Genomic DNA, 24273 nt, shown 5'->3' with positions numbered 1-24273 from the left:
CCCACGATGCCTTTCGCCAGGCTGGCCGCAGCGACGACCCCGACCGCCCACATCGGGCTCGGGCTGGCGGCGGTCGGCAGGCCCGGCTACATCAACCTCCACCGCGACCGCGACCTGCCCGCGGACCGCGGCGTCGGGGCACTGCGCGCCCGCACCCACGAACTGCTCGACGCCGCCTACGCCCAGGGCGTCCGCTACTTCGACGCGGCCCGCTCCTACGGCCGTTCGGAGGAGTTCCTGGCCGACTGGCTGACGGCGCACCCGGAGGCGGACGACGTCGTCATCGGCAGCAAATGGGGCTACACCTACACCGCCGACTGGCGCGTCGAGGCCGAGGAGCACGAGACCAAGGACCACGGCCTCGACACGTTCCTGCGCCAGCGGGCCGAGACCGGCGCGCTGCTCGGCGACCGCCTCGACCTCTACCAGATCCACTCGGTGACCGCCGACAGCCCGGCCCTGACCGACCGGGAACTGCACGCCCGCCTCGCCGAACTCGCCGGGGAGGGCGTCAGCGTCGGCCTGAGCACCAGCGGACCCGCCCAGGCCGACGCGATCCGGGCCGCCCTCACCGTCACCGTGGACGGCGAACCGCTCTTCCGTACGGTGCAGGCCACCTACAACGCGCTGGAGACCTCGGCCGGGGCCGCGCTCGCCGAGGCCCACGCCGCCGGGCTCACCGTGATCGTCAAGGAGGCCGTGGCCAACGGGCGGCTCGCCGGTACGGAGGCCCCCGCGGTGCTCCAGGAGATCGCCGCCGGGGCCGGCGTGGGCAGCGACGCGGTGGCCCTGGCGTTCGTGCTGCACCAGCCCTGGGCCGGGGTGGTGCTCTCCGGCGCGGTGACCGTCGGCCAGCTCGCCGGGAACCTGCACGCGCCCGTCGTCGACCTCGACGAGGAGCTGCGCGCCCGGCTCGACGCGCTGGTGGAGGAGCCCGAGGCGTACTGGCGGCACCGCGCCGGGCTGCCGTGGAGCTGACCGGCCGGGGCGCGGACCCCGGGGCGTGCCCCGGAAGTCCCGCCCGGCCGGGCACGCCCGTCACATCCGTGCGGTCCGGTCCGTCAGTACGGTGACGGACCAGGGTCCGCCGACGCGCCGGGGAACACGACCGCCGGCGCGGTGACGGAACACGACGGAGGAAACGCGACTGTGGACGGACACGAGTTCCTGGCGGAGCGCTTCGAGGCGAACCGGCCCCGGCTGAGGGCCGTGGCCCAGCGGATGCTCGGCTCGACGGGCGAGGCGGAGGACGCCGTCCAGGAGGCGTGGATCAGGCTCGGCCGTTCCGACAGCCGGGCGATCGAGAACCTGGACGGCTGGCTGACCACGGTCGTCGGGCGGGTGTGCCTGGACACGCTCCGCTCCCGCCGTTCCCGCCGGGAGGAGCCCCTGGACACCGGCGCGCCCGAGGAACGCGCCCCCGGCGAGCGGCCGGACGCCGACCCCGAACAGCAGGCGCTGCTGGCCGACTCGGTCGGCCTGGCGATGCTCGTCGTGCTCGAGACGCTCGACCCCGCCGAGCGGCTCGCCTTCGTGCTGCACGACATGTTCGCCGTGCCCTTCGACGAGATCGCCCCGGTCGTGGACCGCACCCCGGCCGCGGCCCGGCAGCTCGCCAGCCGGGCGCGCCGCCGGGTGCGGGGTGCGGAGCCGGTCGTGGACCCCGGTCTCTCCCGCAGGCGGGAGGTGGTCGACGCCTTCCTGGCCGCCGCCCGTGACGGGGACTTCGACGCCCTCGTGGCGGTGCTCGACCCGGACGTGGTGGTGCGGTCCGCCACCGGCACGCCGTCCCTGGTGCGGGGCGCCGAGGCGGTGGCCCGCCGGGCGATGATGTTCGCGCCGTTCGCCCGGTCGTCGCAGCCGGCCCTGGTCGACGGCCGCCCGGCGGTCCTCTCGGCCCTCGACGGCGGGAAGTTCTCGGTCCTGGTCTTCACCATCGAGCGGGACAGGGTCGTCGAGATGCTCGCGATCGACGACCCGGCCGGCCTGCCCGGTCTGGACCTGGTGATGCTCGACGCCTGAGCCGCGGCACGCCGGTCACCGGGCCCCGGTGACCGGCCCCGCCCGTCCCCCGGCCGCCGAGGGGCTTCAGGGCCCGTCGCCGGCCCGGCCGTCCGCCCACGCGGCGAGCGCCGCGAAATCGTCCGGCAGCAGCCCCAGCCCCGGATCGACCCACCGCAGCAGGGCCTCGGTGACCCCGTGCCCGAGGATCCACTCCCGGTCCCGCAGGGTGATCTCGTCGTCGATCCAGGCGAACGGCCGCCCGGCCGCGTACTCCACGACGTACTGCGTCTTCCAGTACGTACCGGCGGGGGCGTCGCCGTGCATCGCCGGCCAGTCGATGTACGGCAGCGGGGGCAGTCCGAGGCGCGGTCCGACCCACTGGTTGGCCTCGCCCTTCCATGTCGTCGCCCAGACCAGTTCGTAACGGCCGGCCAGGGCCCGCAGGGCCCGCCCGTGGTCCGGGTTGAGCAGCACCGGCAGCGGCGGTCCCTGGTCCCACCCGGTCGGCCGCATCGGGTGTCTCGTGTATCCGGCCGGCGCCCCGGGGTGCGCGAGCGCCAGATAGGGGTTGAGCGGGCCGTCGATGTCGATCAGCAGGAGCGGCTTCCCGGCGACATGCGTCATGGACGTCATGGTCCTCCCGTGCCGGGCCCCGGGGCGAGACCTTTCCAGTGAGACATTGATGTCTCAAATGGCCTATGGTTGTCTCATGACTCTCGACCGTGAGCAGGTGCTGCGCAGCGCCGCCGCTCTGCTGACCCGTAAATCGACCGCCACCATGGACGAGGTCGCCAGAGCCGCGGGCATCGGCCGCGCCACCCTGCACCGGCACTTCGCCGGACGGGACGCGCTGGTCAGAGCGCTGGAGGAGCTGGGCATCCAGGAGGTCGAAGCGGCGCTGGACGCCGCCGGGCTCGACGAGGGGAGCTCGGAGGAGGCGCTGCGCCGACTGATCGCGGCCGTCGAACCGAGCGCCGGACTGCTCTCCTTCCTCGTCACCGAGAACCAGCTCTTCGAGGGCGAACAGGTCAACGAGGGCTGGAACCGGCTCGACGCCCGCGTCGCCGCCTTCTTCCGGCGCGGCCAAGAGCGCGGCGAGTTCCGGCTCGACCTCACCCCCGCCTGGCTGACCGAGGCCCTCTACGGGCTGGTCTCCAGCGGGGCCTGGGCCGTCCAGGCGGGCCGGGTCGCGAGCAAGGACTTCCAGTACATGATCGTCGAGTTGCTGCTCGGCGGCGCACGCCGGAGCGTGGAGCAATGAGCCGTATCGAACAACCGGTGAAGGCCTCGGACGAGCTGTACCGTCCCGGGCGGTGGATCGCCCTGGCCGTACTCGTCCTCGCCGTGTTGCTCGTGGCGATCGACGCCACCGTCCTCGGCCTGGCGACCCCGTTCCTCACCGAGGACCTCGAACCGACCGGCACCCAGCTGCTGTGGATCGGCGACGTCTACTCCTTCGTCATCGCCGGACTCCTCGTCTCCATGGGCAGCCTCGGCGACCGCATCGGGCGCAAGAAGCTGCTGCTGTGCGGTGCGACCGCGTTCGGTGCGGTCTCCGTGCTCAACGCCTACGCGCACACCCCCGAGATGATGATCCTGGCGCGGGCGCTGCTCGGTGTCGCGGGCGCCACCCTCATGCCGTCCACGCTCGCCCTGATCCGGAACCTCTTCCACGACCCGCGCGAGCGCAGCCTGGCCATCGGGATCTGGGGAGCGATGGCCTCGGCGGGCGCGGCCGTCGGACCCGTGGTCGGCGGGTTCCTGCTGGAGCACTTCTGGTGGGGCTCGGTCTTCCTGATCAACCTGCCCGTCATGGTGATCCTCGTGATCGTCGGCGCGAAGATGATCCCCGAGTCGAAGAACCCGGCCCCGGGCCCCTGGGACCTGGGCAGCGTCGCGCTCTCCTTCGTCGGCATGATCGGCATCGTCTACGCCGTCAAGGAACTGGCGGCGCACGGCCCGAGCTGGGAGATCGCCGTCGCGGGCATCGGCGGCCTGGCCGCGCTCTGCTGGTTCGTGCGCAGGCAGCTCACCCTCCAGTCGCCGCTGCTGGACATGCGGCTCTTCCACCACCGGGGCTTCTCGGGCGCGGTCCTGGCCGACCTGCTGACCATCCTCGGCCTGTCCGGACTGGTCTTCTTCCTCTCCCAGTTCCTCCAGCTGGTGCAGGGCCGCAGGCCGCTGGAGGCCGGTCTCGCCGAACTCCCGGCGGCCATCGGCGCGGTCGTCGCGGGCCTGCTCGCCGGAAAGGCGGCCCGGCGCTTCTCGGTGCGCTCGGTGGTGACCGGCGGCCTCGGGGCGGTCGGCCTGGCGCTCGCCGCGGTCACCCTGATCCACCAGCAGACCGCGTACCCGATGATCGGCGCGGTGCTCCTGGTCGTCGGCCTCGGCGCGGGCTTCGCCTTCACCGTCACCTCCGACGTGATCCTCTCCAGCGTCCCGAAGGAACAGGCGGGTTCCGCCGGAGCGGTCTCGGAGACGGCGTACGAACTCGGCGCGGCCCTCGGCATCGCCCTGCTCGGCTCCATCGTCACCGGCGTCTACCAGAACTTCGAATCACCCGCGGGCGTCCCGGCCGACCACGCCGCGGCCGCCCACGAGTCGCTGGGCGGCGCGGTCGAGGCGACCCACGGGCTGCCCGGCCCCCAGGGACAGGAACTGCTCGCCGCGGCACAGGAGGCGTTCGTGGACGGGCTGCGGGTCGCCGCGGGCGTCGGCGCCGCGGTCCTGCTGGCGACGGCGGTCGCCGCCTGGTTCCTGCTGCGGGGCCAGAAGCTGGAGGAGGGCATCGTCCACCAGTGACCGCCCCCCGCCGGCCCGGCGCGCGGGAACACGGGAAGGGTCCGCACCCCCGGGGGTACGGACCCTTCCCACGTCATGGTCGGCGCGGCGCGCCCCGGCTCACGCGGCCTTGGCCTTCGTGGCGTACATGTCGACGTACTCCTGGCCGGACAGCCGCATCACCTCGGCCATCACGGAGTCGGTCACCGCCCGCAGCACGTAGCGGTCGCGGTCCATGCCCTCGTAGCGGGAGAACTCCATCGGCTCGCCGAACCGGACCGTCACCTTGCCGGGGCGGGGCAGACCGGCCCCGCCGGGCTGCAGCTTGTCCGTGCCGATCATCGCGAACGGCACCACCGGCGCGCCCGTCATCAGCGTCAGCCGGGCGATGCCCGTACGGCCCCGGTACAGCCGGCCGTCCGGGGAGCGGGTGCCCTCCGGGTAGATGGCGAACGCCTTGCCCTCCTCCAGCACCCGACGACCCGTCATCAGCGCCGCGACACCGCCGCGTCCGCCGTCCCGGTCCACCGGGATCATGCCGCAGCCGGTGAAGAACCAGGCCATCGCCCGGCCCTTGAGGCCCTTGCCCGTCACGTACTCGTCCTTGCCGATGTAGAACACCGGCCGGTCGCAGCAGATCGGCATGATCATCGAGTCGATGAAGGTCAGATGGTTGCCCGCGAGGATCACCGGACCGTCCCCGGGAATGTTCTCCGCCCCCTCCACCCGGGGGCGGAACATCAGGCGCAAGATCGGTCCGAGCACTGCCTTGATGAGTGCGAGTCGGGACAACGGTTCCTCCGGGGTAGCGGCCGGGCCGGCCGAGGTGCGGGATCGTGACGGTCCATGCAGGTGAGGACGATACTCGCGGCTTCTCGCTGATCGCACGTCGGGTTCGACCGGCGGACAGGGGGTGTTGACACGAGTTTCCGCCATGTTCGTCCAGGAGCTGCCTCCACGACCGTACTGCTGCTTACGCTCGGGCCGCGCCCGACAGGTGCCAGACATCACACGCGAGGAGCATTCATGACAGAGCGCGCGCAGACCGGTCCCGCCCGCAGAACGATGCTGGGAGCGGGCGCCGCCGTACTGGGCACGGCCGCCCTCGGGCTGGCCGGCGGCCCGGCCGGCGCCGCAGGCAACCCCGCGGCGAGCACCTCCGGTCGGCCCGGCGGGCACGGCTTCCGCCTCGACCTGCCGGTCCCCACCGTCATCGGGCACCGCGGCGCCAGCGGCTACCGGCCCGAGCACACGCTCGGCTCCTACCAGCTGGCCCTCGACATGGGCGCGCACGTCATCGAGCAGGACCTGGTGCCGACCAAGGACGGCCACCTGGTCTGCCGCCACGAGAACGACATCACCGCCACCACCGACGTCTCCGAGCACCCCGAGTTCGCGAGCCGCAGAACGACGAAGAAGGTCGACGGCGTCCAACTCACCGGCTGGTTCACCGAGGACTTCACCCTCGCCGAGCTGAAGACGCTGCGGGCCAAGGAGCGCATCCCCGGCACCCGCCAGGAGAACACCCTCTACGACGGCCGCTGGGAGGTCCCCACCTTCGAGGAGGTGCTGCGCTGGGCCGACCGCGAGGGCCGCAGGCGCGGCAAGCCCGTCTGGCTGTACGTCGAGACCAAGCACCCCACCTACTTCCGCGGTCTCGGCCTCGGCCTCGAGGAGCCGCTCGCCAAACTGTTGCGTCGCCACCACCGCCACCGCGCCCACTCGCCGCTCATCCTCCAGTCCTTCGAGCCCGGCAGCATCCAGCGGCTGGCCCGGCTCGTCTCGACCCCGCGCGTCGTGCTGCTCTCGGGCCCCGGCGAGCGCCCCTGGGACTTCGTGACCTCCGGGGACCCGCGCACCGTCGCGGACCTGGTGAAGCCCGAGGGCCTGAAGTGGATGGCCTCCTTCGCGCAGGGCATCGGCCCCACCCTGGACCTGATCATCCCCAAGGACGCCTCGGGCCGGCTCACCGAGCCGACCTCGCTGGTGAAGGACGCGCACGCGCAGGGCCTGGTCCTGCACCCCTACACCCTGCGCAACGAGAACACCTTCCTGCCCGCCGACTTCCGGCGCGGCACCGACCCGGCCGCCTACGGTGACGCGTTCGGCGCGCTGCGGACGTACTTCGACACGGGCATCGACGGAATCTTCTCGGACAACCCGGACACTGCCCTGCTCGCCGCGGCGGACTTCACCGGACGCTGAGCCCCGTAGGACGCCCCACGACACCGGCGTCAGCACCCGGCCGGGCCGTGCCCCGGTCGGGTGGTGAGCGCCCGTCACGGCAACCGGCCGTCGCCGTACGGGCGTCGGCCGGGGCATGACGCTTCCCGATCATGTTCCCGCGGCAGCCGCCCCCGGCGCCCCGGCGGTCGTCCGGGCCCTGCACCCGCTGGTGAGCGCCGAGGCACTGGCCGAGGCGGCCGCCTCGGCGACGGGCCCGGCGATCGAATCCGCCGACCTCGAACAGTCCGTCTGGCTGCGGCTGCTGGAACGGCTCGCGGGGGAGGGGCCACCGGCGGACACGGCCCGCTGGGTGCGCGACTGCGTACGGGCCGAGGCCCGCCGGGCCCGCCGCACCGCCCGGCTCGAACGCCCCTACCGCGACGAGACCGCCGCGGATCCGGCCGGCTGCCCCGAACGGATCGCCGTCGGCGCCGACGAACGCCGGGCACTGCGCGCGGCGGTGGACCGGCTGCCCGCCCGGTGCGCCCGGCTGCTGTCGGCGATGCTGGCGCCGAGCGACCCCACCTACCGGGAAATCGCAGGAAAGTTGGGTATGTCACAGGGGAGTTTGGGCCCCGTCCGTTCCCGATGCCTTGGATGTCTGCGCAGAATGCTCGCGGCGGAGGTTGCAGCTCCTGAACCGTGGGGAAAGGAGCGATAGACAACCGGTGGATCAGGTGGGCGGAGGCATGCGCAGATGGGCATGAGCGTGATCATCTCGGCGGCGACGGAACAGGACGCCGAACAGATCTTGAAACTCCAGTACCTCTGCTTCCAGAGCGAGGCGGAGCTGTACGGGAACTACCGGATCGACCCGCTCGTCCAGACCCTCGACTCGATGCGGGCCGAGATCGCCACGAACCTGGTGTTCGTGGCACGTCTCGGCGACGAGATCGTCGGCTCGGTCCGGGGCACCCTCGAAGGGGACGGGGTCGGGGAGATCGGCCGGCTCTGCGTCCACCCGCGGCTCCAGGGGCACGGCCTCGGCGCCCGGCTGCTCGGGGCGGCCGAGTCGGCGCTGGCCGCGGAGCGGTCGGCGACCCGTTTCCGGCTGCACACCGGGCACCGCAGCGAGGGCAACCTGCGGCTCTACCGGCGGGCGGGATACACCCCCGTGGGCAACGAGACCGGTGGGGACGGCGTGCTGATGATCCTGCTGGAGAAGGACGCCGCCGCGCCCGCGTACGTCGCCAGCGCGTAGGACCTGGCGACAGGACGAGCGGAACGCGCGACCGGCCACAAACGGAACGCGCGACCGGCGACAAGGCAAACGGAACGTGCGACCGGCCGCGAGCGGAACCGGCCGGTCGCACGTTCCCGGTGCTTTCCGGTGCTTCCCGGCACGGGGCGCGGGGCGACCGGCTGCCCGCTCCCGCGTACGGCGCCCGGTCGCGCGGGGCCCTGCGGAGTCCGGTGAACCGCGCCGCCCGGCTTCCGCGTACGGCGCCTGGGCGACCCGTCAGGCGGTCCTGGCCCGGCGCAGCCACATCATCCCGGTGACCGGCAGGATCACCGGGATGAACAGGTAGCCCATGCCGAAGTCCGACCAGACGGTGTCGTCCGCGAACGCCGAGGGCTCCACCATCGTCCAGGCTCCGACGACCAGCACCCCCAGCAGTTCGGCGACGCAGCAGACCAGCGCCGTCCTGCGGGCCCGTTCGCCCCCGCGCACCAGCGAGTACGTGATGAACCCGTACACGAGCGCGGAGGCGGCCGACAGCACGTAGGAGAGCGGCGCCCGGTCGAAGTCCAGGATCATCTGGACGATCGCCCGGGAGGCCGCCGCGACGGTGAACACCCCGTAGAACCAGACCAGGACCCGGCCGGGGCCCGTGCCGAGGTCGAAGGGCTGCTTCTCGCCGGGGGCCGCCGAGGGGGAGCGGTCGGTGTCGGTCACGGTCAGTTTCCCCAGATGTCGTGGAGCCGTACTTCGAGGACGGCCAGCACGACCGCACCCGCCGTCACCGTCACCGAACCCCACCGGGTCCGCTCGGCCAGCGACAGGAAACCCGCGGCGGGCACCGCGAAGAACGCCCCGATCAGATACGCGATGAAGATCGTCATGCCCTGCTCGGGCCGCTCGCCCCCGGCCAGCTGCACGATGCCCACCACCAGCTGGGCCAGCGCCAGCAGCGAGACCACGGCCATCCCGATGAAGTGCCAGTCCTTGGTCGGCTGGTCCCGGTAGGCGGCGAAACCGCACCAGGCGGCGAGGGCGAGCGCGGCCACGGAGACCGCGACCGTCAGGGCGACAAGCATGAGGCCGAGGGTATTACGGGCCGGATCGCCCCCTGCGTGCGCCCCCGCCCGGCCCCGCCCCGGACCGAGGGCCGGACGGCCGGGGGCGGTCCGGGCCCGGAACCGGGGCCGGCCGTGGCCTTGGCCACAGCCGGGGGCCGTCCCGGTCCGGTCACGGAAGCGGCCCTCGCCCCCGTCCGAGGTGAGTTTCCGCAGGTCACGGCCTTGGTGGTGGGGATCCGGGGCGGCGGCCCGACCGGCCCGGCCCGGTGTCCACGGATGTCCGCCATCCGGACAGCCGGGTCGCAAGGCCCGTTACGTCTGTTTTACTTGGGGCATGACCACGACGAGCAGCCGCATCCTTGCGACCGAGGCGATCACGACGCCCGGTGCTCGTTGTATGTGTCGAATGCGCACCTTCTGAGGGCCCCCGCCCGATCCTCGCGCCCCGAAGCGAGACCGAGCCCGCGCCGTCCGCACCCGGCGGAACGATCCTGCCCCGACGCCACCGCCCGGCCCCTGCCGCGCCGGCCCGCGCCGGGAACTCCCGCTCGGAACGTCCGGTCGAAGCGTCCCGACAGTCCCATTCAGACGAATGCCCCGTGCCCGGCGGACACCGCGCCGCGCACTCGACAGTGACGGAAACCCCCTGTGATCACCACTACGGGCCTCACGAAGGTCTACCAGTCGCGCGGCCGGGAGGTCACCGCCCTCGACGGCGTCGACCTGCACGTCCGCGAGGGCGAGGTGTACGGCGTCATCGGACAGAGCGGCGCCGGCAAGTCCTCCCTGATCCGCTGCGTCAACCTCCTGGAACGCCCCACCTCCGGCACCGTGACCGTGGCGGGCCAGGACCTCACCGCCCTCGCCGGGCGCGGCCGGCGGGCCGGCCGGGAACTGCGCGAGGCACGCAGCCGCATCGGCATGGTCTTCCAGCACTTCAACCTGCTGGCCTCCCGCACCGTCCAGGGCAACGTCGAACTCCCGCTGGAGATCCTCGGCGTCCCCGGCCGGGACCGCTCCCGCAAGGCCCTCGAACTCCTCGACCTGGTCGGCCTCGCCGACAAGGCCAGGGCCTACCCGGGCCAGCTCTCCGGCGGCCAGAAGCAGCGCGTCGGCATTGCCCGCGCACTCGCCGGGGACCCCAAGGTGCTGCTCTCCGACGAGGCGACCTCCGCCCTCGACCCCGAGACCACCCGCTCCATCCTCCAGCTGCTGCGCGACCTCAACCAGCAGCTGGGCCTGACCGTCCTGCTCATCACCCACGAGATGGACGTCGTCAAGACGATCTGCGACTCCGCCGCACTGATGCGGAAGGGACGCGTCGTCGAATCCGGAACCGTCGGCGACCTGCTCGCCACCCCCGGCTCCGAACTGGCCCACGAGCTGTTCCCGGTCGGCGGAACGGCCTCCGGCCCCGACCGCACGGTCGTCGACGTCACCTTCCGCGGCGAGGCCGCCACCCAGCCGGTGATCTCCCAGCTCTCCCGCACGTACAACATCGACATCTCGATCCTGGGCGCCGCGATGGACACCGTCGGCGGCAACCAGATCGGCCGGATGCGCATCGAGCTGCCCGGCCGCTTCGAGGAGAACGTCGTCCCGATCGGCTTCCTGCGGGAACAGGGCCTCCAGGCCGAGGTCGTGGAGGACACGGCCCCCGCCATTCCCGTACAGACCCCCGCCCCGCTCACCAAGGAGGTGGCGAAGTGACCTGGTCCGAAATGCAGCCGCTGCTCACCCAGGGGACCGTCGACACCCTCTACATGGTGCTCTGGTCCGCGGTCGTCACCATCCTGGCCGGGCTGCCGCTCGGCGTCCTGCTGGTCCTCACCGACAAGGGCGGACTGCTCCAGAACATCCCCGTGAACAAGGTCGTCGGGGCGATCGTGAACATCGGCCGCTCGCTGCCGTTCATCATCCTGCTGATCGCCCTGATCCCCTTCACCACCTGGATCGTCGGCACCTTCATCGGCCCGACCGCGATGATCGTCCCGCTCGCCGTCGGCGCCATCCCGTTCTTCGCCCGACTCGTCGAGACGTCCGTCCGCGAGGTCGACCACGGACTCGTCGAGGCCGTCCAGTCGATGGGCGGATCCATTCCCACGATCGTCCGCAAGGTCCTGCTGCCGCAGGCACTGCCCTCGCTCGTCTCCGGCGTCACCACCACCGTCATCGTGCTCATCGGCTACTCCGCGATGGCCGGGGCCGTCGGCGGCGAAGGGCTCGGATCCAAGGCCGTCACCTACGGATTCCAGCGCTTCGACAACCAGTTCATGCTCATCACCGTCGCGCTGCTCGTCGTCATCGTGACCGTGGTCCAGCTGATCGGCGACGTGGCCGTACGCCTGCTGGCCCGCCGGGGCCGCGCCACCACCTGAGACCTCCCTCCCCCACAAGCCCGCACTCCTTGTCCGGGCACACCACCCTCACCACCGGAAAGAGGCACTTTTCGTGCGCAAGAACATCAAGATCACCGCAGCTGCCGCCGCCACCGCCGCCCTCGCCCTCGGCCTCAGCGCCTGCGGCACGGACTCCGACCCGTCCGCCAAGGGCGACACCGGCGCCGGGGCCGACACCTCCAAGGCGCTCGTCGTCGCCGCGTCCCCCACGCCGCACGCCGACATCCTGGAGTTCGTCGAGAAGAACCTGGCGGCGAAGGAGGGCCTCAAGCTGGAGGTCAAGGAGTTCACGGACTACGTCCTGCCGAACACCGCCACCGAGACCGGCCAGGTGGACGCCAACTTCTTCCAGCACCAGCCGTACCTCGACGACTTCAACGAGAAGAAGAACACCCACATCGTCTCCGTCGGCGCCGTCCACCTGGAGCCCCTCGGCCTCTACTCCAAGAAGGCCAAGGACATCAAGGACATCAAGGCCGGCCAGACCATCGCAGTCCCCAACGACACCACCAACGAGGGCCGCGCCCTCCAGCTGCTCGCCGAGAACGGCCTCATCACCCTCAAGGACGGCGTCGGCACCAGCGCCAAGCTGAGCGACATCACCGACAAGAAGGGCCTGGAGTTCAAGGAGCTGGAGGCCGCCACCGTCCCCCGCGCCCTGAACGACGTCGACGCGGCCGTCATCAACGGCAACTACGCGATCGAGGCCGACCTCCAGCCCGGCAAGGACTCCCTGGTCCTGGAGAAGGCCGACGGCAACCCCTACGCCAACATCATCGCCGTGAAGGAGGGCAACGAGAAGGACGCCCGCGTCCAGAAGCTCGTGAAGCTCCTGCACTCCGACGAGGTCAAGAAGTTCATCGAGGACACCTACAAGGGCTCGATCGTCCCGGCCTTCGGTACCGCGACCAAGTCCTGACCCCCGCACGGCATTTGTCCGGCGAGCCCCGCGCACCCCGTCGGAGGGGGCGCGGGGCTCCGCCGTGCCGGACCCGACCATGCGCACCGGCGACCCGATGCTGCATGCTGTGCATTCACACGGCCTTCGGCATGGAGCTGCGCATGACTTCCACCTTTCCGGACATCTCCATCAGCACGGACAGGTTGGTGATGCGTCCCTTCGACATGGCGGACATCCCCGCGTACATCGAGATGATGAACGACGAGCTGGTCACCGCCTGGACCGACGCCCCCCACCCCTACACCCGGATCGACGCCGAACGCTGGGTCCGCAGGATCGCCCCCGCCCGGCGCACCAGCGGTGACGGCATCGCCCTCGCCGTCACCGAGTTCCTCACCCAGCGGCTCGTCGGCTCCGTCCGGCTGTGCCACACCGACTGGCGCACCCGCGCCACCGAGGTCGCGTACATCACCGCCCCCTGGGCACGCGGCGAGGGCTACGCCACCGAGGCCGTGCTGGCCCTGGCCCAGTGGCTCTTCGACGACCAGGGCTTCGAACGCATGGAACTGCGCACCGCGGCCGACAACACCGCCGCCCAGCAGGTCGCCCAGAAGCTCGGCTGCATCAGCGAGGGCGTCCTGCGCAACGCCCGGATAGCGCGCACCCGGACCGAGAACGGCACGGACGGCGGCTGGACCGACATCCGGACCGACCTGATCGTCTGGGGCCTGCTCCCCGAGGACCTCGAAGGCGTCGCCGAGCAGCTCGCCGACGCGGGCGGCTACGGTGCCTACAACGACTGGAACTGACCTCCCCCGAGGGGTCCTGACGCTCCGTGGGCCGGACCGGGTAACCTCGCCCTGCCCCCTTCACGAACATCCCCACCTGCGACGACTCCAGGAGACTGACGACACATGGCCGATCGGGTCACCGTGATCGGCTGGGACGGCTCACCACTGACCGGAGCGGCCACGGCCGCCCTCTCGGCCGCCACGCTCGTCGCCGGCGCCGCCCACCACCTGGCCCTGCCCGAAGTACCGGCGCAGGCCGAACGCATCCGCCTGGGCTCCATCGACCTGGCCGCCCGCCGGATCGCCGGACACCGCGGCAGCGCCGTGGTCCTCGCCGACGGGGACCCCGGCTTCTTCGGAGTCGTACGCAACCTCCGCGCACCCGAGCACGGCCTGGAGGTGGAGGTGGTCCCCGCGGTCTCGTCCGTCGCCGCCGCGTTCGCCCGCGCCGGAATGCCGTGGGAGGACGCCCGGATCGTCGTCGCCCACCCCCGCACCCTGCGCCGCGCCGTCAACGTCTGCCGCGCCCACCACAAGGTCGCCGTCCTCACCTCGCCCGGGGCGGGCCCCGCCGAACTGGCCCTGCTCCTCGAAGGCGTCCACCGCACCTTCGTCATCTGCGAGGAACTCGGCACCGACCGCGAACAGGTCACCGTCGTCACCTCCGACAAGGCCGCCGACCACGTCTGGCGCGACCCCAACGTCGTCATCGTCATCGGCGGCGGCCCCGAACCGCAGGCCACCGGCGGATGGATCGCGGGCGGCCACCCCGCCTGCCCCCGCGGGGTGCGCGGCTGGGCGCTGTCCCCGGAGGCGTACCCGGACGACGCCGCGGGCGAGGGGGCGGCGAGCGGCGAAGGCGGCTCCCCGGGGCTGCGCGCCGCCCAACTGGCCCGCCTCGGCCCGCGTACCGGCGACCTCCTGTGGGACATCGGCTCCGGCGGCGGGGCCCTGGCCGTGGAGGCGGCCCGCTTCGGCGCCGCGGTCCTGGCGGTCGACAGCGACCCGGCCGCCTGCGCCCGCACCGCGGCGGCTGCCCGGGCCTTCGGGGTCCAGATCCAGGTCGTCGAGGGCCGAGCCCCGCACGTGCTGGAACGGCTGCCGGAACCCGACGTCGTCCGGATCGGGGGCGGTGGGGTCCCCGTCGTCACCGCCGTCACCGAACGCCGGCCGGAACGCATCGTGACCCACGCGTCCACGCGCGACGAGGCCGAGGCGCTCGGCGCCGCGCTCACCGGGAACGGATACGCCGTCCGGTGCTCCCTCCTCCAGTCCGTCGAACTCGACACGGCCGCATGGTCGGAGCGTGAACGCTCGGTCGTGTTCCTGCTCTCCGCGACGCGTTCCGACCTCGCCCCCTGACCCGGCCGCGTGCGGCGGGAGGTAGGCTGGCCGATTGTTGTACCGCGGTCGGACGTTCGTCGTTTCGCTCGTCAATGTCCGGAAAAGGGGACCGTTTTGGTGCCCGCTGTGGTACGGCGGAACCGGGGGATGCGCAACGTGGCGCAGTCCACAGCGGGCCGCGGCGAAATGGGCTGCCGCGGCGGCGAACGGACGTGAGAATGCAGTATGTCCACGACCGTTTCGTGCCGCGCGGCGAGCCCGCTCGTTCTTGTTGACGAGCACCGGGGCGCCGTGTTCGGACGTCCCGGACGAAGGGCCGAAGGAGCACTGACGATGGGCGAGGGGTACGCATGAGTGACACCGGCCAGATCCCGGTCGAGGGACTGCCGGAGAACGCGGGCACGGTGGAGCAGCCGGGCGTCGCCGCCCCGGACGCCTACGCCTACCCCGCCCCCTCCGAGCACGTGCCCGAGGACGACGACCTCCTGCTGATGCCGAGCCCGCAGGGCGCCTGGAGCGACCCGCAGGCCGTGCCGGCCCCCGGTCAGTACCCCGAGGCCGCCGCCGTCCGGGCGCCGGTGCCCGGACAGGGCGTCCCCCCGGCGCAGCCCTACGCCCAGCCGGCCGCCGGGACCCCCGCCCAGCCGCAGGGGCCCGTGCAGGTGCAGGAGCCCGCGCAGGCACCGGCCGCGGACGTGTACGCCGCCGCTCAGCAGGCGGTGGCGGAGCCCCCGGCCGTGACCGGTCAGGGAACGCATGAATCCGGTGGCCGCGACTCCGGTTCGGTCGACCTGAGCGGCGTGCGCGTCCCCCCGCCCGCGCAGGTTCCCGCCCAGGCGGCACAGCCCCGGACCCCGACGCGCCGGCCGCTGCACCGCGGACCGGCCGTGGCCGACGGAGGCCCGTCGTACGGCGGGCCGTCGACCGGCGGCGTGGTCCGTTCGCTCGCCGACCGGGGGCCCGCGGGCGCGCCCCAGGCCCCGGTCCAGCCCCAGACCCCCGTGCAGGCCCAGGCCCCCGCGCCGCAGGCCGCCGGCCCCGAGTACTTCGCGCCGGGCGACGACGCGGCCGTGCTGCCCGGTCCGCAGCTCGGCGAGATCCTCCCGCAGGGCGGCAGCCCGTGGTCGGCGCAGCCCGCAGCGGTTCCGGTGGCGGCGGAGGAGACAGCAGAATCGGTCGTTCCGGAGCAGGGCCCCGAGCCGGCCGCGGAGCCGATCGCCGAGCCGGTGGCGGTGGCACAGCCGGTGCAGGCCGCTCCGGCCGTGGTGCCGGAGGCCGTGGCGGCTCCGGTGGCCGAGCCGGTGCCGGTGGCGGCCGAGGCGCCCGCCGGGATTCCGGCCGAGGGCTTCACCGAGGCCGCGGTGCCCGAGGGAGAGACCGCAGCGTCCGCCGAAACCGCAGCGCCCGTGGAAACCGTGGTACCCGGCGAGACCGCGGTGCCTGTCGAAGGCGCCGTGCCCCAGGAGGTCCAGGAGACCTCGGAGGCTCAGGAGTTTCAGGGAGCCCCGGAGACCCAGGGCGTCCAGGGGGTCCAGGAAGCCGTTGCCATGGGGCAGTTCGTGCCCGTGGAGGGTTCGGTGCCGACGACCCCGCACCTGGCCCCGACCCCCGTCACGGAGCAGGTCCCGGCGCAGCAGGCCGCGGAGCAGGCCCCGGTACAGGTCGCCGAGCAGACCGCCGCGCCGGAGGGCGCGGAGGCCGACGCCGTGGCCGGGCCCGAGCACGGGGCGGTCGCGATGGAGCCCGCCCAGGACCCCGAGGCGGTACCGGCCGGTGACGCCGGGGAGCCCGTCGCACCCGCCGAGGCCGTCGCGCCCGTGGAGAGCGCCGAAGCGGCCGAGGCCGCCGAGGGCGTGCCCGGGGCCGAGGCCGCCGCGGCGCCCGAGCAGGTCCCCGGCCCCGTCGCGGACGCCGTGGCACCGAACCCGAATGTGCCCGAACCGGAGGCCGAGGCGGGCCCGGAGGTCATCGAGACCCCCGACCCGACCACCCCCGTGGACGTGGCGGAGGCCGCCCCCCTCGCGGAGCCGGTGGCAGCCGCGCCCGTGCAGGACACGGTGACCGAGCACGACGAGATCGTCTTCGCGCAGTCCGCGGCCCAGCCGCAGGAACTGCCCGAGGCGACCCCGGCACCCGGTACCGAGCCCCTCGCGGCGGAAGCCCCCGAGACGGCCGGGGCCCCGGAGACGGCTCAGGCCCCCGAGGCGCAGGCCGCCGAAGCACCGGCCCCCGAAGCCCCGGTCGTGGCGGAGCCCCCGGCCCCCGAAGCGTCCCCGACCTCCGAGGCGGAGACTCCCGCGTCCCCGGCCCCCGAGGCAGAGACCCCCGCGGCGGAGGCGCCCGGGCCCGACGAGGCAGCGGTCCCCGCCGGCCCGCCGGCCCCCGGCTACGACGACGCCGAGCGCGAGGCGGTGCTCCGCGTCATGCGCGAGCGGCGCGACATCCGCAACGGCTTCCGCAACGACCCCATTCCGCACGAGGTCCTGCTCCGCGTCCTCGAAGCCGCGCACACGGCACCCAGCGTCGGCCACTCGCAGCCCTGGGACTTCGTCGTCATCCGCTCCGCGGAGACCCGCCGCGCCATGCACGAACTGGCGCAGCGTCAGCGCGACGCCTACGCCAAGTCGCTGCCCAAGGGCCGGGCCAAGCAGTTCAAGGAACTGAAGATCGAGGCCATCCTCGACACCCCGGTGAACATCGTCGTCACCGCCGACCCCACCCGGGGCGGCCGGCACACCCTCGGCCGGCACACCCAGCCGCAGATGGCCCCGTACTCCTCCGCGCTCGCCGTCGAGAACCTCTGGCTCGCCGCCCGCGCCGAGGGGCTCGGCGTCGGCTGGGTCAGCTTCTTCGACGAGCGCGAGATGGTCCGTGCCCTGGGCCTGCCCGAGCACCTCGAAGTCGTCGCCTACCTGTGCGTCGGCTACGTCGACGAGTTCCCCGAGGAGCCCGAGCTGATGCAGGCGGGCTGGTCCAAGCGCCGCCCGCTGTCCTGGGTCGTCCACGAGGAGACGTACGGACGGCGCGCCCTGCCCGGCGAGGAGCCGCACGACCTGCTCCAGGAGACCATCACCAACATCCGCCCACTGGACGCCAAGGCGCTCGGCGAGGCGTGGGAGCGCCAGAAGCGGATGACCAAGCCCGCCGGGGCCCTCGGCATGCTGGAGATCATCTCCGCGCAGCTGGCCGGGCTCTCCCGGGTGTGCCCGCCGCCGATCCCGGAGCCCGCGGCCGTCGCGATCTTCGCGGGCGACCACGGGGTGCACGCCCAGGGCGTCACCGCCTGGCCGCAGGAGGTCACCGGCCAGATGGTCGCCAACTTCCTCGGCGGCGGCGCGGTCTGCAACGCGTTCGCGTCCCAGGTCGGCGCCGAGGTGTGCGTGATCGACGTCGGCGTGGCCGCGGAACTGCCCGCGACGCCCGGCCTCCTGCCCCGCAAGGTCCGGGCCGGGACGGCCGACTTCACCACCGGCCCCGCGCTGACCCGCGAAGAGGTGCTCGCGGCGATCGAGGTCGGCATCGAGACCGCCCGCGACCTGGTCGCAGCCGGCAACAAGGGCCTGCTCACCGGTGAGATGGGCATCGCCAACACCACCGCGTCGGCCGCGCTGATCTGCGTGTACACGGGCCTGGACCCGGCCGAGGTGACCGGTCGCGGCACCGGCATCAACGACGAGATGCACGCCCGCAAGGTCGACGTGGTCCGCCGGGCCCTCGAATTCCACCAGCCGGACCCGGCCGACCCGATCGGTGTCCTGGCGGCGGTCGGCGGCCTCGAACACGCGGCGATGGCCGGCTTCCTGCTGGGCGGCGCCTCGCTGCGCACCCCCGTCATCCTCGACGGCGTCAGCGCGGGTGCCGCGGCCCTGGTCGCCCGTGCGATCGCCCCCGAGGCACTGGCCGCCTGCATCGCGGGCCACCGCAGCGCCGAGCCCGGCCACGTCGCCGCCCTCAACAAGCTGGGGCTGCGCCCGCTGGTCGACCTCGACCTCCGCCTCGGCGAGGGCACGGGCGCGCTGCTGGCACTGCCGATCGTGCAGAGCGCGGCGCGGGCCATGCACGAGGTGGCGACGTTCGACGCGGCGGGCGTCACGGAGAAGTAACCCGGGGACGGGGAGCGGGCGGGCGAGAAGTGCGCCCCGCCCGCTCCCCGACGCGCCTCGGCCGCCCCACCGCGTATCGTTGACCCGCCCCCGCGAACCCGCACGTCACAGCCGCTCCACCGCCGCAGCGGCCTCCGCATTCAGTCCCCTGCACGAGGAGCCCGCACCGCCATGGCCGAGCACGCAGAGCGCACCGATCACCCCGCGTACCCCGTCGGACTGCGGCTCGGCGGCCGTCGCGTCGTCGTGATCGGCGGCGGCCAGGTCGCCCAGCGCCGCCTCCCCGCGCTCATCGCGGCGGGCGCCGACATCGTCCTCGTGTCCCCGGCCGCGACCCCGTCCGTCGAGGCGATGGCCGACGCCGGCGAGATCCGCTGGGAGCGCCGCCGGTACGCCGACGGGGACCTGGCCGGTGCCTGGTACGTCCTCGTCGCGTCCGACGACCTCGCCGCGAACGATGCCGCGTCGGCCGAGGCCGAACGCAACCGGATCTGGTGCGTCCGCAGCGACGACGCCGACGCCGCCACCGCCTGGACCCCGGCCACCGGCCGCGGCGAGAACATCACTGTCGCCGTCCTCACCGCCGGCACCCACGACCGCGACCCGCGCCACTGCGCCGCCGTCCGCGACGCCATCGTCGAGGGCCTGCGCGACGGCACCCTCGCCGCACCCCACCACCGCACCCGGGCCCCCGGCGTGGCCCTGGTCGGCGGCGGGCCCGGTGACCCCGACCTGATCACGGTCCGCGGCCGCCGCCTCCTCGCCGGGGCCGACGTCGTCATCGCCGACCGGCTCGGCCCGCGCGACCTGCTCGACGAACTGCCGCCGCACGTCGAGGTGATCGACGCCGCGAAGATCCCGTACGGCCGCTACATGGCCCAGGAGGCCATCAACCAGGCGCTCATCGACCACGCCAAGGCGGGCAAGGCCGTCGTCCGGCTCAAGGGCGGCGACCCGTTCGTCTTCGGCCGCGGCATGGAGGAGGCCCAGGCGCTCGCCGCCGAGGGCATCGCCTGCACCGTCGTCCCGGGCATCTCCAGCTCGATCTCCGTGCCCGGCGCGGCCGGAATCCCCGTCACCCACCGGGGGGTGGCCCACGAGTTCACCGTCGTGAGCGGTCACGTCGCCCCCGACGACGAACGCTCGCTGGTGGACTGGGAGGCCATCGCCAGACTGCGCGGCACCCTGGTGCTCCTGATGGCCGTCGACAAGATCGGCGCCATCGCCCGTGCCCTCATCGCCCACGGCAAGGCCCCCGACACCCCGGTCGCCCTGGTCCAGGAAGGCACCACCGCCGCCCAGCGCCGGGTGGACGCCACCCTGGAGACCGTCGCCGAACGGGCCGCGGCCGAGGAGGTGCGCCCCCCGGCGGTCATCGTCATCGGCGAGGTCGTCGCGGTCGGCGCGGACATCACCCCGCTCCCCGCCGAATGACCGGCATGGACACCTCGCGGACCCCATCGAGTAACCGGCGGTAACGGAACTTCTTCCCATCCGTTGGCACCACACACCGGACAAGGCAGTATCGAACCCGTGGCCGACCTCATCACCATCGACGACCCCGACGACCCCCGTCTGCACGACTACACCGGGCTGACCGACGTCGAGCTCCGGCGCAGACGGGAGCCCGCCGAGGGGCTGTTCATCGCCGAGGGCGAGAAGGTGATCAGACGCGCCAGGCACGCCGGGTACGAGATGCGGTCCATGCTGCTCTCGGCGAAGTGGATCGACCTGATGCGGGACGTCATCGACGAGGTCCCGGCCCCGGTGTACGCGGTCAGCCCCGAACTGGCCGAGCGCGTCACCGGCTACCACGTCCACCGCGGTGCACTCGCCTCGATGCAGCGCAGGCCGCTGCCGACGGCGGACGAGCTGCTGACCACGGCCTTCGGCCCGGCGGTCGCAGAGACGGCGGCCGAGGACCGCACCGGCCCCGCGGCGGTGCCGCCCCCGGGCCCGGGGGACCGCACGGTCCGGCGCGTCGCCGTCTTCGAGGACATCGTCGACCACGCCAACCTGGGCGCCGCCTTCAGGAACGCCGCCGCCCTCGGCATCGACGCGGTCCTGCTCACCCCGCGCTGCGCCGACCCCTTCTACCGGAGGTCCGTGAAGGTCTCGATGGGAGGCGTCTTCCAGGTGCCGTGGACCCGGCTGGAGTCCTGGCCGAAGGACATCGGGATCCTGCGTTCCGCGGGGTTCACGCTCGCCGCCCTCTGCCTGAGCGAACGGGCGATCACCCTCGACGAACTCGCCGCGCGCGACGACGAGAAGCTCGCGCTGGTCTTCGGCACGGAGGGCGCCGGACTCACCCCCGGGACCCTCGCCGCGGTCGACGAGCACGTCCGCATCCCGATGGACGCCGGGGTCGACTCCCTCAACGTGGCGGCCGCCTCGGCGGTGGCCTTCTACGCCACCAGGACGCGAACGGCCTGACCCCGGGCGCGCCGTATCCGCCCGTACGCCCCGCCCCTCGCGGAACGTACGGGCGGAAGTCGTCGGGGCGGGCCCGCACGCCCGCACCCCCTTCCGGACCGATGGACCCGGGAGGGCCGGGGTCAACCGATCGGATGACCCCCGGGTCAGCTTTCCCGCTCGTCACCTGCAGCCGGTACACCGACGGGACGAGCGACCGTCCGGCCCCACTCTTGATCCGAGCGGGACGGCAGGAGCCGGCGGGCAAGAACCTGGCCGGGGTCACGCACCTGACGATCGAGGCCGCGACGAAGGCCGCCCGGGCGACGCTGGACGCCGCCGAGAAGGAGAACCAGCGCGTCTCGGTCGCCGTCGTCGACCGCAACGGCAACACCCTCGTCGACGACCGGCCCCGGGACCGCAGGTCGTCCCGGCCGACCCCCGGACCTACCGGTTCTGACCCTGCGTCTGCTCGTGGCCCCGGTCGGCCCCCAGCCCGCGGGCCGGTCCCTGGCAGCCCTGAGCCGCCGCGATGCCCAACGCCACCAGCAGCGTCACCACGACGAAGACGACGAGCCGCTGGCGCAGCAGCCGCGGATTGGCGGGCCGCAGACCCGACGAGGTCTTCCGGTTCCCGGGCCGCGTTCCCGGCCTGCCGTTCGTCGGGCGGCCGTTCGTCCCGTGCGTGCCCTGCGGACGCCGGTCGGACCGGGTGGTGCTGCGCGGCTGCTGCGGACGCGAACCACCGGTACGTGAATTACCGGTGCGCGAACCGCCGGTACGTGAACCGCCGGTACGTGAACCGCCGGTACGTGAACCGCCGGTACGGGAACCATCGGTGCGCGACCCCCCGGCCCTGGACGACGAGGCCTGCCTGCCGTCCTGCGGAAGCTTCTGCTGACGGGGGCCGGGAGGCGCCGCGCGCCGGGTCTGCTGCTCGGTGTACGGGCCGTCGAGACGGCCGGTCGGCCGGTCCGGATCCTGCGTCGAACGCTGCGCGGGCGGCCGGCCCGCGCGCAGCCCCTGCGCCTCCCGCGCCGCGATCTCCTTGAGCCGCATGGAGAGTTGGAGCGTGCTCGGCCGCTCCTCGGGGTCCTTCGCCAGACAGGCACTCACCAGCGGCGCAAGCGCGTCGTGCACCTCGCGCAGCTGCGGCTCCTCGTGCACCACGCGGTACAGCATCACCTCGGAACTGCCGTGCCCGAAGGGCGAGTCGGCCATCGCCGCGTACGCCAGCGTGGCACCGAGCGAGAACACGTCGGTCGCGGGCGTCACCGCCGCGCCGCGCACCTGCTCGGGGGCGAGGAAGCCCGGCGAACCCACCGCCGTGCCGACGTGGGTGAGCGTGGAGGCCCCGGTCGCCCAGGCGATCCCGAAGTCGATGATCCGGGGACCCTTGGGGGAGAGGAGGATGTTCGACGGCTTCAGGTCACGGTGCACCACACCGGCCTCGTGCACCGCCACCAGACCCTCGGAGAGCGCGGCCCCGATCGAGGCCACCTCGACCGCCGACAACGGTCCTTCCTCGGCCACCTTGTCGTGCAGCGAGGGCCCCGGGACGTACTGGGTGGCGAACCACGGGCGGTCCGCCTCCAGATCGGCGGCCACCAGCCGCGCCGTGCAACCACCGCGGATCCGCCGGGCCGCGGACACCTCGCGCGCGAACCGCGAGCGGAACTCCTGGTCCTCCGCCAGATCGGGGCGGATCACCTTCAGCGCCACCCGCTGACCGCGCCGGTCCGAACCCAGGTAGACGACACCCATGCCGCCCGCCCCGAGCCGCCGGTGCAGCCTGAACGAGCCGACGACACGCGGGTCCTCGCGCCGGAGCCGCATCATCGCCATGTCTGCCCATCCCCGCTGCCTGGTCCGCCTGACGAGGCACAGCTTACGTACCCGGCGCCCGGGGCGCTCAGAGGCCGCGCCCTCGCCGGACGACCGATTGTCGGTACGCGGCGCGGGCCGTGGCGGGCCGTGGACCGGGAGGTGTCCCGCGCCGCGGCGGCCCCCTTCCCCAATGCGGTTGCCCCGACGGGCCGTTGGAGTCGCATGGCCGAAAACCATGGGGTGCGGTTCCGGCCGGAGCGGGCAAGCGCGGACTGCCGGGGGCCCGGCCGGTCGCGTCGTCCGGCCGACGGAGAAGAGGGAGGGTGAGTGAAGTCACGGTCACGGACGGTTCCGCCGGACCCCCGGTGGGCGGTCCGCCTGCCCCCGGACGACGTCCCGTCCCCCGGATCCCGGCCATGTCCGACGGAGGTACGGCAACGGCACCAGAGAACGGGTGAATGCCCGCCGCGCAATCCGCCGCCCGCCCGGACGGTTTCGCGATCCCCGAAGCTTTTTCCCTGGTCAAGGCCTTGTTTTCCGGCCGTCCCGCCCCCGTGGGGCGCCTTGATACATCGGAGGCCGGGAGGCGGAACACCCGGCAACCCCTCAGGGATGTCCCCAAGGACGTGCGCCCGTTCTCCACCCAGGGGAGTACATCGGCTACCGGCGGCTCATCCTCCGGGAGGCCCGGCATTAGGTACGCGGGCATGACGTCGTCCGTCCCCCGCGTCCTTACTGTTGAGGTCAAGCGGCGGGCGCCACACTCGTCCCCCGAGGTCACACGCCCGCCGCTCCCTATCGAGTCAGGAGAGGAACCATGGCGGACACGGCAACGCGGACCATGATCCGTACGCGGGGACGCAGGTTCCATGCCGCGTTCGGCACCCGCCCGTCGTCCGGTACGCGTCACCCCCTGGTGGCGACGGCGATGGTTCTTCCCCTGGCGGCCCTGCTCGTGGTCGTCTTCGGCGGCTGGGACGCGGTGGTCACACAGGCGTCGTCCGTGGGCGTGATGCTGGGGCGCTGAGCGGCGCCCGGGGTCCGGAAGAGCGGTCCGGACCGGGACATCCGGCCAACAGCCCCGTGGGGACGGGGGTGCGGCGGACGGCAGCGTTTGTCCGGTCAGCTGGGGAGCTGACCGGACATCGCGTTTTCCGGAACCGTTCACGGCGAAGTGCCCGCCCCACGGCGCCCCGGCCTCGTACCGCTCCACGGTCCCGCGGCGCCCCCGGCCCGTACCGCCC

Annotated in this window: 21 protein-coding genes; 16 read left to right on the top strand and 5 right to left on the bottom strand. The window is 73.3% G+C overall.

Going from position 1 to position 24273, the window contains the following annotated elements; genetic code table 11:
* The first annotated feature begins 6 nt into the window (after nucleotides 1–6).
* Both OCT49_RS05200 and OCT49_RS05195 read left to right on the top strand, forming a co-directional pair.
* A complete protein-coding gene (locus OCT49_RS05200; RefSeq protein ID WP_283850716.1) occupies nucleotides 7–978 on the top strand; it encodes an aldo/keto reductase in 972 nt (323 codons plus the stop codon).
* Nucleotides 979–1149: 171 nt separating this feature from the next.
* Nucleotides 1150–2022 carry a sigma-70 family RNA polymerase sigma factor gene (locus tag OCT49_RS05195; RefSeq protein WP_283850715.1) on the top strand — a complete coding sequence of 291 codons (873 nt, stop codon included), beginning with the start codon at nucleotides 1150–1152 and terminating at the stop codon, nucleotides 2020–2022.
* A 66-nt stretch (nucleotides 2023–2088) separates the two neighbouring features.
* Here the strand turns inward: OCT49_RS05195 and OCT49_RS05190 are convergent, their stop codons facing one another.
* A complete protein-coding gene (locus tag OCT49_RS05190; RefSeq protein WP_283850714.1) occupies nucleotides 2089–2628 on the bottom strand; it encodes an HAD domain-containing protein in 540 nt (179 codons plus the stop codon).
* 85 nt (nucleotides 2629–2713) lie between these two features.
* Here OCT49_RS05190 and OCT49_RS05185 point away from each other — a divergent pair, with 85 nt between their 5' ends.
* Together OCT49_RS05185 and OCT49_RS05180 are read left to right on the top strand one after the other, a co-directional pair.
* Nucleotides 2714–3265 carry a TetR/AcrR family transcriptional regulator gene (locus tag OCT49_RS05185; protein ID WP_283850713.1) on the top strand — a complete coding sequence of 184 codons (552 nt, stop codon included), beginning with the start codon at nucleotides 2714–2716 and terminating at the stop codon, nucleotides 3263–3265.
* The gene (locus OCT49_RS05180; protein WP_283850712.1) at nucleotides 3262–4806 is read left to right on the top strand and encodes an MFS transporter; all 1545 of its coding nucleotides are present in this window, start codon (nucleotides 3262–3264) and stop codon (nucleotides 4804–4806) included. Before OCT49_RS05185 ends, OCT49_RS05180 begins: the two co-directional genes overlap by 4 nt.
* A 99-nt stretch (nucleotides 4807–4905) precedes the next feature.
* On the opposite strand, the gene OCT49_RS05175 is transcribed toward OCT49_RS05180, so the two are convergent.
* Nucleotides 4906–5577, bottom strand: coding sequence for a lysophospholipid acyltransferase family protein (locus tag OCT49_RS05175; protein ID WP_283850711.1), 672 nt, complete (start codon nucleotides 5575–5577; stop codon nucleotides 4906–4908).
* A 234-nt stretch (nucleotides 5578–5811) separates the two neighbouring features.
* Here OCT49_RS05175 and OCT49_RS05170 point away from each other — a divergent pair, with 234 nt between their 5' ends.
* From OCT49_RS05170 to OCT49_RS05160, 3 genes are all read left to right on the top strand, one after another.
* Nucleotides 5812–6990 carry a glycerophosphodiester phosphodiesterase gene (locus OCT49_RS05170; protein ID WP_283850710.1) on the top strand — a complete coding sequence of 393 codons (1179 nt, stop codon included), beginning with the start codon at nucleotides 5812–5814 and terminating at the stop codon, nucleotides 6988–6990.
* 115 nt (nucleotides 6991–7105) lie between these two features.
* On the top strand, nucleotides 7106–7672 hold the full coding sequence (locus tag OCT49_RS05165) for a sigma-70 family RNA polymerase sigma factor (protein ID WP_283850709.1): 567 nt from the start codon (nucleotides 7106–7108) through the stop codon (nucleotides 7670–7672).
* A 36-nt stretch (nucleotides 7673–7708) separates the two neighbouring features.
* Nucleotides 7709–8212 carry a GNAT family N-acetyltransferase gene (locus tag OCT49_RS05160; protein WP_283850708.1) on the top strand — a complete coding sequence of 168 codons (504 nt, stop codon included), beginning with the start codon at nucleotides 7709–7711 and terminating at the stop codon, nucleotides 8210–8212.
* A 258-nt stretch (nucleotides 8213–8470) separates the two neighbouring features.
* Here the strand turns inward: OCT49_RS05160 and OCT49_RS05155 are convergent, their stop codons facing one another.
* Nucleotides 8471–8908, bottom strand: coding sequence for a hypothetical protein (locus OCT49_RS05155; RefSeq protein WP_283850707.1), 438 nt, complete (start codon nucleotides 8906–8908; stop codon nucleotides 8471–8473).
* 2 nt (nucleotides 8909–8910) lie between these two features.
* Complete coding sequence (locus tag OCT49_RS05150; protein WP_283850706.1) at nucleotides 8911–9270, bottom strand: hypothetical protein; 360 nt, start codon at nucleotides 9268–9270, stop codon at nucleotides 8911–8913.
* Nucleotides 9271–9900: 630 nt separating this feature from the next.
* On the opposite strand from OCT49_RS05150, the gene OCT49_RS05145 reads away from it, so the two are divergent.
* The 8 genes from OCT49_RS05145 (at nucleotide 9901) to OCT49_RS05110 (ending at nucleotide 21223) form a co-directional block, all read left to right on the top strand.
* The gene (locus OCT49_RS05145) at nucleotides 9901–10962 is read left to right on the top strand and encodes a methionine ABC transporter ATP-binding protein (protein ID WP_283850705.1); all 1062 of its coding nucleotides are present in this window, start codon (nucleotides 9901–9903) and stop codon (nucleotides 10960–10962) included.
* Complete coding sequence (locus OCT49_RS05140) at nucleotides 10959–11630, top strand: methionine ABC transporter permease (RefSeq protein WP_283850704.1); 672 nt, start codon at nucleotides 10959–10961, stop codon at nucleotides 11628–11630. The genes OCT49_RS05145 and OCT49_RS05140 overlap by 4 nt, the downstream gene beginning before the upstream one ends.
* A 73-nt stretch (nucleotides 11631–11703) precedes the next feature.
* Nucleotides 11704–12570, top strand: a complete 867-nt coding sequence (locus tag OCT49_RS05135) for a MetQ/NlpA family ABC transporter substrate-binding protein (protein ID WP_283850703.1) — start codon at nucleotides 11704–11706, stop codon at nucleotides 12568–12570.
* A 104-nt stretch (nucleotides 12571–12674) separates the two neighbouring features.
* The gene (locus OCT49_RS05130) at nucleotides 12675–13361 is read left to right on the top strand and encodes a GNAT family N-acetyltransferase (RefSeq protein ID WP_283850702.1); all 687 of its coding nucleotides are present in this window, start codon (nucleotides 12675–12677) and stop codon (nucleotides 13359–13361) included.
* Nucleotides 13362–13466: 105 nt separating this feature from the next.
* Complete coding sequence (cbiE, locus tag OCT49_RS05125; RefSeq protein WP_283850701.1) at nucleotides 13467–14705, top strand: precorrin-6y C5,15-methyltransferase (decarboxylating) subunit CbiE; 1239 nt, start codon at nucleotides 13467–13469, stop codon at nucleotides 14703–14705.
* 332 nt (nucleotides 14706–15037) lie between these two features.
* A complete protein-coding gene (gene cobT / locus OCT49_RS05120; RefSeq protein WP_283850700.1) occupies nucleotides 15038–18790 on the top strand; it encodes a nicotinate-nucleotide--dimethylbenzimidazole phosphoribosyltransferase in 3753 nt (1250 codons plus the stop codon).
* A 171-nt stretch (nucleotides 18791–18961) separates the two neighbouring features.
* On the top strand, nucleotides 18962–20224 hold the full coding sequence (gene cobA, locus OCT49_RS05115; RefSeq protein ID WP_283850699.1) for a uroporphyrinogen-III C-methyltransferase: 1263 nt from the start codon (nucleotides 18962–18964) through the stop codon (nucleotides 20222–20224).
* A 99-nt stretch (nucleotides 20225–20323) separates the two neighbouring features.
* Nucleotides 20324–21223 (top strand): TrmH family RNA methyltransferase, encoded by a 900-nt coding sequence (locus OCT49_RS05110; protein ID WP_283850698.1) that lies wholly within the window; start codon nucleotides 20324–20326, stop codon nucleotides 21221–21223.
* A gap of 426 nt (nucleotides 21224–21649) precedes the next feature.
* Here OCT49_RS05110 and OCT49_RS05105 read toward each other — a convergent pair whose 3' ends face one another.
* On the bottom strand, nucleotides 21650–23047 hold the full coding sequence (locus OCT49_RS05105) for a serine/threonine protein kinase (protein ID WP_283850697.1): 1398 nt from the start codon (nucleotides 23045–23047) through the stop codon (nucleotides 21650–21652).
* Between the two features lie 799 nt (nucleotides 23048–23846).
* Between OCT49_RS05105 and OCT49_RS05100 the strand changes: the two genes are divergently transcribed.
* Entirely contained in the window at nucleotides 23847–24056 is a 210-nt protein-coding gene (locus tag OCT49_RS05100) for a hypothetical protein (protein ID WP_283850696.1), read from the top strand.
* Nucleotides 24057–24273: the final 217 nt, after the last annotated feature.

The sequence above is a fragment of the Streptomyces sp. ML-6 genome (assembly GCF_030116705.1).
Lineage (GTDB): Bacteria > Actinomycetota > Actinomycetes > Streptomycetales > Streptomycetaceae > Streptomyces.
Note: the sequence above shows the minus strand (reverse complement) of the source record. Positions and strands in the feature narration are given on the sequence as shown.

Bases quoted from the DNA above. Each gene is read 5' to 3' on its own strand.
- OCT49_RS05100 (WP_283850696.1), top strand. From the start codon at position 23,847: ATGGCGGACACGGCAACGCGGACCATGATCCGTACGCGGGGACGCAGG.
- OCT49_RS05105 (WP_283850697.1), bottom strand. From the start codon at position 23,047: ATGGCGATGATGCGGCTCCGGCGCGAGGACCCGCGTGTCGTCGGCTCG.
- OCT49_RS05130 (WP_283850702.1), top strand. From the start codon at position 12,675: ATGCTGTGCATTCACACGGCCTTCGGCATGGAGCTGCGCATGACTTCC.
- OCT49_RS05165 (WP_283850709.1), top strand. From the start codon at position 7,106: ATGACGCTTCCCGATCATGTTCCCGCGGCAGCCGCCCCCGGCGCCCCG.
- OCT49_RS05185 (WP_283850713.1), top strand. From the start codon at position 2,714: ATGACTCTCGACCGTGAGCAGGTGCTGCGCAGCGCCGCCGCTCTGCTG.
- OCT49_RS05170 (WP_283850710.1), top strand. From the start codon at position 5,812: ATGACAGAGCGCGCGCAGACCGGTCCCGCCCGCAGAACGATGCTGGGA.
- OCT49_RS05180 (WP_283850712.1), top strand. From the start codon at position 3,262: ATGAGCCGTATCGAACAACCGGTGAAGGCCTCGGACGAGCTGTACCGT.
- cobA (WP_283850699.1), top strand. From the start codon at position 18,962: ATGGCCGAGCACGCAGAGCGCACCGATCACCCCGCGTACCCCGTCGGA.
- OCT49_RS05150 (WP_283850706.1), bottom strand. From the start codon at position 9,270: ATGCTTGTCGCCCTGACGGTCGCGGTCTCCGTGGCCGCGCTCGCCCTC.
- OCT49_RS05190 (WP_283850714.1), bottom strand. From the start codon at position 2,628: ATGACGCATGTCGCCGGGAAGCCGCTCCTGCTGATCGACATCGACGGC.
- OCT49_RS05200 (WP_283850716.1), top strand. From the start codon at position 7: ATGCCTTTCGCCAGGCTGGCCGCAGCGACGACCCCGACCGCCCACATC.
- cbiE (WP_283850701.1), top strand. From the start codon at position 13,467: ATGGCCGATCGGGTCACCGTGATCGGCTGGGACGGCTCACCACTGACC.
- OCT49_RS05160 (WP_283850708.1), top strand. From the start codon at position 7,709: ATGGGCATGAGCGTGATCATCTCGGCGGCGACGGAACAGGACGCCGAA.
- cobT (WP_283850700.1), top strand. From the start codon at position 15,038: ATGAGTGACACCGGCCAGATCCCGGTCGAGGGACTGCCGGAGAACGCG.